The sequence below is a fragment of the Propionispora sp. 2/2-37 genome, assembly GCF_001298735.1.
Lineage (GTDB): Bacteria > Bacillota > Negativicutes > Propionisporales > Propionisporaceae > Propionispora.
Map to the genome: position 1 here is coordinate 70217 of NZ_CYSP01000018.1, position 11079 is coordinate 81295.

Genomic DNA, 11079 nt, shown 5'->3' on the forward strand with positions numbered 1-11079 from the left:
GTTCAATTCTCCCTTCTGTTTTCCTCAGAACCGGTTAATGTCAAAAAGACATCTTCCAGGCTGGGTTCTACAATTTCGATTGCGTCAAACTCTACCTGCTGATCCAAAAGCCACTTGTTTACAGCTGTAAAAGCTGTTCTGCTGTCATTTACGCCTGCAAAAGCAGCATTATCCCGCACACTGGTAAACTTAACAAGTCCGGTGTTGTCAAGGGCATCTTTGTATTTTCTTGCTTCTTCGACACTGGGAAATGCGATGCGAAGCATATTTTGCCTAGTGTAACTGCGTAAACTGCCGGGAGTCCCCTGGGCTAATTCTTTTCCGTCTTTCATGATGCAAATGGTATCGCTCAGTTGGTCCGCTTCCTCAAGATAATGGGTTGTCAGAAAAATAGTTGTTTCATATTCATCCCGAATTTTTTGAATAATTTTCCACATAGTATGTCGGGACTGAACATCCATACCTACTGTGGGTTCATCCAAAAACAAAATTTTAGGGGAAGAAACCATATTCATAGCAATATCCAGCCGGCGCTTCACTCCGCCCGAATAAGATGCCGTTGGGTACTTCACATATCCGGAAAGGTCAAAAGTTTCAATCAAAGCGGCTATTCGTTTTTTGGCTATTTGTGCATCTACTTTGTACAACCTACTTTGAAACAGCATATTTTCCATAAGCGTCAAGTGTGCATCAATGGATATATGTTGGGAAACACAAGCAATCTGTGTGCGGATCCAGGAAGGATCTTTGTATAGATCTCTTCCCAGCATAGTTACATTGCCAGATGTAGGTTTGTAATATGTCGTCAGAATATTAATTAAAGAAGACTTTCCCGCACCGTTCGGGCCCAGCAAAGAAAAAATCTCTCCCCTATTTACTTTAAGATTTAAATTGTCTAAAGCTCTGATGCCATTGTTATACTGTTTAACCAATTTTTCAATTTCAATTGCCAGCATTCTAGCACCCCTCTTTTAGCGGGAACTGGATTTCTGTAATATACTTATTGGGATTGCCTTTTATTTCAAACGTATAATTCATTTTTCCCCCTCTATAACTGTATTATTTTGCTTTCTTAACTGCAATCCAAACTTCGGAATGTCCGCTTCTTACATTTAGATCGTTTATAGGATAAACTTCTATATCCGGCAATTGAGCATATTCATAGCCAGAAAATGGAAGCCATTCTGTAAGAAATCGTTTAAATATTGTTTGAATGGATTCTTGAAAGTGTCCATCACCCTCAAAAATGACCCATGTAGCTGCTGGAATTTCATATGCCTGTAAATTCTCTGGAACAGCTTTATCGGTTGAAGCTGCAATGTAGTAATAAATTTCCTCTGGATTTTGATATACGGTAACACCTAAAATACCTTGCGGTTGTTTGTTTGCTAATTTGCAAATTTCTGAAACTACGTTGCTTTTGAGAGTTCTATCCCAGAACTTAGGAGCAATTTCAAAGTTTTGTTCTTGATCCTCTTGCAATTCAACTCTGACTCCAACAATTCTAATAGGGTCTTTTGTTTCAACTCGATACCTCATACTTTCACCTCCAGTGACTTTAATAGAGAAACTAAGGCGTGGATAAGCGTTTAATATTGTCCCCTCTATCCGTGCAACAATTGGGGCGACACCATGGACAGCTTGAAATGCACGATTAAATGATGTTGGTGAAGCATAACCGTACTTTGAGCCAATATCCATAATCTTAGCTTTGCTTATTTGTAACTCATAAGCAGCTTTTGTCATTCTCCTGCGACGAATATAATCTGATAAAGGAATACCGGCTACATAAGAAAACATTCGTTGAAAATAATAAGTTGAACAACAGGCGATTTTAGCAGCCTCATCATAAGAAATATCACCTGTTAAATTGCTTTCTATATAATCAATCGCTCGGCTTAGTTGCTTTAACCACTCCACACCATCACCTCCTTGCGATAAAGTTTAGCACAATAAAAAATACATATCTTCTCTTTTGGTGTCCAGTTTTGTAAATTCTACTGGAATGGGTTTACGTTGATGACGCGGGCATTTCTTTTCTTGACATTCACCGCACAGTATTATATTAATTATGAAATATATTTCATAAAATGATCCCAAAGGAGGTCTCCCCTGTATTCTGAAAAGGTAATTAAGCATTTCCTGTCGTCCCAAAACGCCTGGTATATGCCAGATGCGAAAGCCACTCTGAATACCTTACGCCCGTATATCAACAAAAATACGGTTGCATAAAGAAAATACCAGGCATATGATAAGTTGGTGCCATAGCCAAAACATTCCTGCCTTCGGACAAATCTCTTACAGCGATGCCTTTCGCAAGGCTATACAATCGGATAAGACCGTATTGAAACTAACGGAAAATCATGTTAACGAGGAGCTGCAAACACACTGGCAAGCCCTTGCCAGCCATTTAAACAATCAGGACGGAAATAACTTTCCGGCGGAATGAAGGCTATTTCACTAATTACATATTTAAAGGAGTCCAGGATGATGACCAAATATATCCCGCGCGGCGTGTGCTGCAAGGAGATTCACTTTGACATCGAAAACGGCCTTGTGAAAAATGTAAAATTTATTGGCGGTTGCCGGGGAAATCTAAATGCCATCAGTAAGTTAATCGAAGGAATGCCGGTGGAAGAAGTCATTGCCAAATTCAAAGGTAACCTCTGCCGCAATCAGACCTCTTGTACCGACCAACTGGCACGGGCATTGGAACGGATTGCCGGAAAAGATTAACCTGATAGTTAATATGAATTGCCATTCCTTTAGCCGGAGGAAAACTTTATACTTGCACGGCGAACTTGTCGACTCCGGCAACGCCTGCGACCATGACCATGACGATCACGGCCATGGTCATGGCTGCGGCGGGCACTAAATAAAATCAATAAGGCGCATCGGAAATGACTTTATATCATCCTGGATGCGCCTTCCCCATTCATGCAATGCAAACAATCCACAAAATAAAGAGGATGCTAGTATAACACTTTTATTACATCAGCTTGTCCCTTTAGCCTTTTTCATACGAAAATGGCCAGGCTACAACGCCGCCTTCCATAACCTTAACATTTTCAAAGCCTGCACCTTCCAAAATTCCTTCTGCCTCATAGCCCCGCAGACTGATTTTGCAAAACGCCACAATTTCATCGTCTTTGTTCAATTCCGCCAGCCGGCTGCGCAGTTGCCCTAGCGGGATATATTTGATATTCGGGCAGTCAGCCAGACGGATTTGCTTGCATTCGTCCGGAGTACGCACATCGAGGAAAATCGTTTGTTCCGCTGTCATTTTCTCCTTAGCCGCCAGAGAAGAAATACCTTTTAGCTTGCCGGCCAGTTTATTCATGACCGCATTGGCCGCTACCGCTACATTGTCAATCGGCGAGTTATAAGGCGGCGCATAGGATAGATCGATAGCAAACAAATCATCAATAGTCCCGCCGAGGGTCAGCACTGCCGCCACCACATCCACGCGTTTGGCTACTTCGCCTTCGCCGACGGCCTGAATTCCAAGAACTTTACCGGTTTTAGCCTCGGCAATTAGCTTTATAGTGATCAGTTTAGCGCCGGGCATATAGTGGGGCTTATCCGGACCGGCAACCATGGCGGTAATATACTCATAACCGAGTTGCTTGGCATCCCGTTCGCTCAGCCCGGTCTTTCCCACCGTAAGATCGTGTAATTTCACAACCACCGTATTGAGTGTCCCTCTAAATTTGACATGCCCGCCGCACAGATTTTCGCCGATGACCCGGCCGTGCTTATTGGCCGTAGATCCCATAGGGGCAAACACTTTTTGTCCCGAGATTATATTGATGTTTTCCACACAGTCGCCGCCTGCAAAAATATCCGGATCGCTGGTACGCATTTCGTCATCCACCACAATAGCTCCGGTTGCACCGATCGCCAGGCCTGCCGCCTTAGCCAGTTCTGCATTGGGGCGCGCTCCCATTGCCAGTACAACAAGATCGGCAGGAATCATGTGTTTATCCGTCGCAACCCCAGTTACGTTCGTCTCGCCAATAAACCGTTCGACTTTTTCGCCGGTCAACAGCTTGATTCCTTTTTCTGCCGCATACTTGGCGGCTATTCCCGCTATTTCCGGGTCAAGAAAGGCAGGGAATAGCTGTTCCTTCATTTCTACTACAGTCACTTCCAGTTGCCTTTTCGTCAACGCCTCGGCCATTTCCATCCCTACCAGGCCTGCTCCGATGATTACGGCATGCTTGAACGTTCCCTTTCCGAGTCCCTGCTGTATGGCTCTCGCATCATCAGGGTGCCAAAGCGTATAAATATTTCCCAGTTCCACTCCCGTTAGCGGCGGTTTGATGGCCGAAGCCCCTGTGGCGATCACCAATTGATCATACGGTATGCTATCGGTTTCGCCGGTGGCAAGCTTTTTCACTTTTACTGTTTTAGCTTGCCGGTCAATTGCAGTGGCTTCCGTTTGAGTCAATACCACAATGTCCTTCACATTTTTAAAGTATCCAGGGCTGCGCACAATTCCCACCGGCGTCTTCATTAAATCTTCAATGTCATGCACGTCGCCGCTTACGTAATAGGGCATGCCGCAGGCACCGTAAGAAATGATTTCGCCTCTTTCCAGCACGGTAATGCCAGCCTCAGGGTCGCACCTGCGCGCCTTTGCGGCAGCTTTCAACCCGGCTGCCACACCACCAATCACCACGATTTTTTTCACAATGATCCCTCCCGAATGATTACTAAAATTATTCACTTAAAAACTAAAGTTAGCTTGACTTTCTTACCATGCTAAGCATCATTTTAGTTAAATTCTCAATTCGCTGACGCACTTTGTCATCGGCGATTCGGGCTTCTTCCAGACATGCCTCTGTATAATTTTCAAGAATATGAGCACTTAGTTTGCTCACTGCGCCCGTGATAGCGCTTAATTGGAGAAGAATCTCCTCACAATTTTTGTTTTCATCCACCATTCTCTCAATACCGGCAACATGCCCCTTGATCGTACCTAAACGTTGCCGCACACTTTTCTTTAACTCTTCATTCGTCATAAATCCCACCTCCATACCCCTCCCATAAGGGGGAGGGTTTATTATTAATATAACCCAGTACCTGCCTAAAATCAATCCCCGCCATAAAATAAACTTTACTAATTTCTCTAAAGCCCTTTTGTTATGTTGAACTGTATTAAAAACAAGAAGCTTAGGGTAAGAGAAAAAGGATATTACTGTTAGTAGTATCCTTTTTCTCTTACCCTATTCCGTTATGTTCACATACTATAGATTGTTCCTTTCGTTTTCCCCAAGCATCGCCCGAATGCTATCTGAGGTAGCCGTTTTCGCTTAGAATCGTATTCATGGTCCTTTTTGCTTACATGACTAAAAATGTATGATTTTAAGAGACCTCTCTTTACCTCATCCGTTAGTGGTCATAATATGGTAAGCACAGTCCACATCCCGGGTGTTTTTTAATTGTTCCAGTTTTTCACCTCCGTCTTCCACAATTGATCCCGCCAAATTTGAGATAATCTCCATATGTTCATTGCCTACACCGGCTATGCCGATCAGGATATAGGCTGTTCCTTCGCCAAAGTCGATGCCGTCCGGGAATTGCAACAATACGATCCCGGATTTTTTGACCTTTTCCTTGGCACCATTGACACCGTGCGGAATGGCAATTCCCTTGCCTATATAGGTGGTTAAATCCTTTTCCCGCTGCAACATAGCTTCGATATACTCTTCTTCCACATAACCGCTTTGGACGAGAAGCCTTCCGGCCATCTTTATGGCTTCCCATTTGTCCACTGACTTTAATCCCAGCTTAATGTTCTTTTTCTCCAGAACTTTCGCCGTAATGGTAACTTCAGCAATTATTTTCCCGGCTGCGATTTCGGGTACCGCACTATTCTTTTCTGTTCCGGCCTGCTGCAACAGCTCAATCATGCCTTTGGCAATAGAATCATCTAAAAAGTCTTTCACCGATATATGCTGCGCCTGGGGCACCGTCTTTTTCGCCCTGGACGTCAGGCTTTCATGAGTAACAACCACTTCTACGTCTTGTGGTATCTGATCAACCGGATAATTTACCACTTCCAAATCAAATCCGGCATGCTTGAGTTTTCGTTCCAGCATTTTGGCTCCCATCGCCGAAGACCCCATACCCGCATCACAGGCAAAAACAATTTTGCTAATGCTCTTATGTAATTTGACATGCTTAAACGCCTGCATCTTCTCCCTGGCACTTTCCAAATCAGAATCGTCAACATGAACAGCAGCCCGTTTTACGAAATAAGCGGAAATGACAAAGGATACGACTGTAGCAATCAGTACACCGGCCAATACACCCAAATGCCCTCCTTTAGGCGTCATAGCCATTAAGGCAAAGATACTGCCGGGAGACGGCGTGGCTACCAGTCCTACATGAAACAGGGTAAATGTCAATATACCGCTGGCACCGCCGGCGATAACCGCCAAGACCAAAATGGGATTCATCAGCACATAGGGGAAATACAGTTCATGAATTCCACCTAAAAAATGAATAATAATGGCGCCGGGAGCCGATTCTTTGGATGCTCCTTTGGCAAAGGCCCAATAAGCCAGCAGCACACCAAGTCCCGGGCCCGGGTTGGTCACCAGTAAAAACAGGATGGACTTGCCTGCCTCTTTGGCTTGTTCAACTCCAAGCGGCCCCAAAACCCCATGATCGATCGCATTATTTAAGAATAATATTTTAGCCGGTTCAATAAATATGGCAGCAAAAGGAAGTATACCGGCACTGACTATGGACTCAACGCCTGTCTTCAATACAAGATTCAAGGATTGTACGACGGGTCCTACTCCCAGATAAGCCAATACCGCCATAACGGCTCCGATTATCCCTGCTGAAAAATTATTGACCAGCATTTCAAAACCCGCCGGAATTTTCCCCTCAATTGCCTGATCGAATTTCTTGATAATGAAACCGCCGAGCGGTCCCATCACCATAGCACCTAAAAACATCGGCATTTTGGCCCCTACAACAATCCCCATCGTAGCAATGACACCCAGAACAGCCCCCCGCGGACCGCCAACCAGTCTTCCTCCTGTATAACCAATCAATAAGGGCAATAAATAGAGGATCATCGGACCAACCAGCTTAGCCAGCTCTTCATTAGGTGTCCATCCGGTCGGAATGAATAATGTCGTAATTAATCCCCATGCAATAAAAGCACCGATGTTAGGAATAACCATACCGCTTAAAAAACTACCAAATTTTTGAATTCTTTCTTGCATTATGCTCACAACGATTCTCTCCTCCAGCTTCAATGAATGATTGCAGCTTTCTCTTTACACTACATTATGATCATAAAGCCACTCCTTTTTTGCATCTTTTTGATCAAACATGTTCATAACCACATGATAAAATGATTATAATTGATTGTCAATGATTAATTTTGTTCTTTTTAAAAAATTCTAAAAATACAGCTTTCTTTTTAATATAAGGATTGACAAGACTATCTGTTCGAAACTATAATGAAGTTACAATCAAAACCAATCATTTTTTTGCATCAATAATCAATAATTCTGATTAAGGATGGAATTTTACCATGTTTGTAGAAGAGAGAAAAAAAAGGATATTGGACATTCTGCAGGATCAACACCGGGTCACTGTCAACCAGCTTACGGAGTCTCTGCCGGTATCCGAAGCAACTATACGGCGGGATTTGCAGGATTTAGAGCAGCAAGGCTCTTTAAAAAGAACCCGCGGCGGGGCAATACTAAGCCATTCCAGCAATTTTGAGCCTCCCTTTCCCCAGAAAGAAGCCCTGGCTTCTGAAGAAAAAAAATATATCGGCAAATTGGCAGCCTCTTTTCTAAATGATGGCGATACGGTCATCATCGACTCGGGAACGACCACGTTGCAAACGATAGCCCACCTGAATCAAAAAGATCTAACCGTTATCACCAATTCGGTATGTGCCATAACCGCTTTGAGCCAAAAACCGGACATTCGCTTTATTGTTGCCGGCGGTTACAATCGTTGCCAAAGTCAAGCCTTGGTCGGAGATTGGACGTTAACTATGTTAAAACAGTTCCACGCAAATAAACTTTTTCTGGGAGTCGACGGTATTGATCTCATTTACGGTTTCACCACTCCTTCCATTGAAGAAGTCGCGATCAAGCAGCAAATGATTAAATGCGCTGATGAAGTTTTTGTAATCGCCGACTCTAATAAATTCAACCGGGTAACCTTAAATAAAGTCGCTGAAATCGAAGAGGTAGATTATATTATTACCGACCCTCAGCTTTCACCGGTCCTGGCCGAAAAATATACGAATAGAGGGGTAACTATTATTACCAAAAATGAGGCGGCAGCCAATTCACTTTAGCCTCGTAACACAGGAACAGGTATTGGAAAAACAAAAAGCAGGAAGTTAACTGTTAAACTGGAAAATAAAAGGGCATTTAACCTCCTGACAAATTCATCAGAATTTGGGTAAAACTGAACAAAACACCGGGATGGTGGCTGTCGTAGCCACTGCCCGGTGTTTTGCAGTTAATCCAGTTAAACATTAATCACAATGGAACCAACTTAAATGTGAAGAGTATTTCGTGTCCAATGGCGGTGTCTAGCAATGGAACTTAATTTCTCTACCCTGATAGTATTCCAGCACTTCCCGGATCTTACCGATCACCTCTTCCCCGGGTTCCGCCACCGGCAATCTGGCCGGCCCGACAGGGATGCCTGACAGTTGAACCGCTTTTTTCAGGATTGACGGAACTGTTCCCAGTTTGAGAACGGCGCGCAGCACTTCGATTTCCTGTTGTGCTTTTGCAGCCTTTTCCAGTTCCCCTTTTATAAAATACTCATATATCGAAACATCAATCTCCGGGATCAAGTTGGAAGTCGCGGCAATCGCCCCGGCAGCACCGATTTTCAGCGCAGGCAAAATCAGGGAATCCGATCCCGATAATACGGCAAACTCTTCCTCTGCTGTGACTTTAATATACTTTTCCATATTGTCAAGCTTGCCGCTGCTGTCTTTTATGGCTACAATATTTTTTATTTTTGCCAATTCCTTTACCGTTTCCGGCTCCAGGTTTATACCGGTATGCTTGGGGATGTTATATAAAACAACAGGAATGCTTACCGCTTCGGCGATAGCCGTATAGTGCTGTAGCACTTCACGTTGGGAAGGAACTAAGAAATAAGGAGTGATCACCGATAAGGCATCTGCGCCCAGTTCCTCCATCTTTTGGGACAGTGCAACGGCTTCTCTGGTACTGTTGCCCCCGGTCCCGACATAGACTGGTACCCGCTTGTTTACTTCGTCGATTACCACCTTGGCAAAGGCTACCTTCTCATCATTAGTTACCAAATGAAATTCGCCATTGGTACCAAGAATAAAAATGCCGCTTACACCCGAATTGATCAATTTATTAACTAACTGCCTGGTTGCATTGCCGTCAATGTTCTGATTGTTGTCAAACGGCGTAACCATGGCTGTGATAATTCCCTTTACTTCCATAACCAACCTCCCATTTTGTATCATTTTTCGCTAGAGGCAATGTTAAATAGCATCTAATAGGTTTAATAAATTATGAGTAGCCAAGGCAATGGTATTCATTTCCGCATTGACCGTTAAGGAAGCAATGTGCGAGGTCAGCAGGAAGTTATCAAGCTGCAATAGCTTTGCCCCCTTTGCCGGCGGCTCTATAGAGAATACATCCGCAGCAGCGCCTGCGATTGTCTTTTCCTGCAATGCCTCATACAGATCGTCTTCATTGACCAAACCGCCTCTCGCCGTATTTACTAAATAAGCCGTCGGTTTCATCAGCGACAAGGTGGTTTTATTCATGAGATATTCGGTGTCTTCCATCAACGGCATGTGCAGTGTGACAAAGTCACTTTCCCGCAAAACAGCCTCAAAAGACTTTACATCAATATGGTACTGTTTTTTACACTCCTCTTGATTGGCATAAGGATCATAACCAATCACTTTCATGCCAATGCCTTGGGCAATCCGGGTCACTTCCTTGCCGACGGCCCCCAGGCCGAGAACTCCCACCGTCTTGTCTTTCAGTTCCTGTCCGGATATCTTATTCCACTGCTGAGCTTTAACTTCATTTGCATTTTGGACAATATGGCGGGCTAAGGCAAAGAAGAAGCCCACTGCCAGCTCTGCCACCGAAGTGCAATTCGATCCGACTGCCCGGGCAATTTTAATTCCCAACCGGGTTGCCGCTTCCATGTCAATATTGTCAATTCCCACGCCAAAACGGGATATGGCTTTCAACTGCGTTGCTCTTGTTAACATCGGCCCGTCAACTCTGTCCACACCTAAAATGATGCCCTCCACGTCAGCGGCTAGCTCACAGAATTCCTGATACGTATAAGGATTCCCGGTGGTATTCACAATCACTTCATAGCCTTTTGCCTGCATAAGTGCAACGGCCTTATCCCCATACCGGGCAAAGGAGCGTGGTGTAATCAAAATCTTGGCCATCTAGGATTGTTCCTTTCGTTTTCCCAAAGAGCCGCCCGGATGCCATTTAAGGTATTGCCGCTGCGACAGTTCCTTTCTGCTTTGCAGTACCAGGCTTAACCCCTGCAGCACTAAGATCTCGGCAACAATCGAAGCCCGGGGAGCCATATTGAGAGAATCTCCTTCTTCTTCCACTCCGGCATAGAGAAACACGTCGCCGTGTTTAGCCAGCCAGGAATCCGGGTTACCGGATACCGCTATGATTCTTGCCCCATTGCTTTTTAATGTTTGGATCGTAGCTTTTAACTCTTCTGTTTCTCCGCTATTAGAGATGGCAATCACCACATCTCCGGGGACCACCTGTCCGGCAGAACCATGGACCGCCTCCGTACCATGCAGCACATAGGCCGGTGTCCCGGTTGACGATAAAAGGGACGCGATATAGCCGGCGACGTGCCCCGGTTTGCCAATACCGGTAATATGGACATGGCATTTATTTTGCTCCGCCTCTAGGATCAGCCTGACTGCCTCCTGATAAAACCGGCTGTCCAGCTTCCGGCGGATTTTCTCAAATTCCATCAGTGACGCGTTCAAAAAGTGCTCCAATTCTTGTTCATCTTTCTCACTTAGCATGGTTTAAT

10 protein-coding genes are annotated in these 11079 nt (G+C 44.5%); 2 read left to right on the forward strand and 8 right to left on the reverse strand.

Going from position 1 to position 11079, the window contains the following annotated elements; genetic code table 11:
- Positions 1–2: 2 nt before the first annotated feature.
- Positions 3–956 (reverse strand): ABC transporter ATP-binding protein, encoded by a 954-nt coding sequence (locus P22_RS17055; RefSeq protein ID WP_054261440.1) that lies wholly within the window; start codon positions 954–956, stop codon positions 3–5.
- A 103-nt stretch (positions 957–1059) separates the two neighbouring features.
- On the reverse strand, positions 1060–1920 hold the full coding sequence (locus P22_RS17060; protein ID WP_054261441.1) for an AraC family transcriptional regulator: 861 nt from the start codon (positions 1918–1920) through the stop codon (positions 1060–1062).
- A gap of 570 nt (positions 1921–2490) precedes the next feature.
- Between P22_RS17060 and P22_RS17070 the strand changes: the two genes are divergently transcribed.
- The gene (locus tag P22_RS17070) at positions 2491–2736 is read left to right on the forward strand and encodes a TIGR03905 family TSCPD domain-containing protein (protein ID WP_054261443.1); all 246 of its coding nucleotides are present in this window, start codon (positions 2491–2493) and stop codon (positions 2734–2736) included.
- 271 nt (positions 2737–3007) lie between these two features.
- Here the strand turns inward: P22_RS17070 and P22_RS17075 are convergent, their stop codons facing one another.
- The 3 genes from P22_RS17075 to P22_RS17085 all read right to left on the reverse strand — a co-directional run bounded on the left by P22_RS17075 (position 3008) and on the right by P22_RS17085 (position 7244).
- Complete coding sequence (locus P22_RS17075; RefSeq protein ID WP_054261444.1) at positions 3008–4693, reverse strand: FAD-dependent oxidoreductase; 1686 nt, start codon at positions 4691–4693, stop codon at positions 3008–3010.
- Positions 4694–4742: 49 nt separating this feature from the next.
- On the reverse strand, positions 4743–5024 hold the full coding sequence (locus P22_RS17080; RefSeq protein ID WP_054261445.1) for a metal-sensitive transcriptional regulator: 282 nt from the start codon (positions 5022–5024) through the stop codon (positions 4743–4745).
- A gap of 363 nt (positions 5025–5387) precedes the next feature.
- Positions 5388–7244 carry a PTS mannitol transporter subunit IICBA gene (locus tag P22_RS17085; RefSeq protein ID WP_054261453.1) on the reverse strand — a complete coding sequence of 619 codons (1857 nt, stop codon included), beginning with the start codon at positions 7242–7244 and terminating at the stop codon, positions 5388–5390.
- A 314-nt stretch (positions 7245–7558) separates the two neighbouring features.
- Between P22_RS17085 and P22_RS17090 the strand changes: the two genes are divergently transcribed.
- The gene (locus tag P22_RS17090; protein WP_054261446.1) at positions 7559–8341 is read left to right on the forward strand and encodes a DeoR/GlpR family DNA-binding transcription regulator; all 783 of its coding nucleotides are present in this window, start codon (positions 7559–7561) and stop codon (positions 8339–8341) included.
- Between the two features lie 240 nt (positions 8342–8581).
- Here the strand turns inward: P22_RS17090 and dapA are convergent, their stop codons facing one another.
- The 3 genes from dapA to P22_RS17105 are packed head-to-tail and all read right to left on the reverse strand — an operon-like array spanning position 8582 to position 11071.
- Positions 8582–9481, reverse strand: coding sequence for a 4-hydroxy-tetrahydrodipicolinate synthase (gene dapA, locus P22_RS17095; protein ID WP_054261447.1), 900 nt, complete (start codon positions 9479–9481; stop codon positions 8582–8584).
- A gap of 42 nt (positions 9482–9523) precedes the next feature.
- Positions 9524–10459 (reverse strand): phosphoglycerate dehydrogenase, encoded by a 936-nt coding sequence (locus P22_RS17100; RefSeq protein WP_054261448.1) that lies wholly within the window; start codon positions 10457–10459, stop codon positions 9524–9526.
- Positions 10460–11071 (reverse strand): KpsF/GutQ family sugar-phosphate isomerase, encoded by a 612-nt coding sequence (locus P22_RS17105; RefSeq protein ID WP_054261449.1) that lies wholly within the window; start codon positions 11069–11071, stop codon positions 10460–10462.
- Positions 11072–11079: the final 8 nt, after the last annotated feature.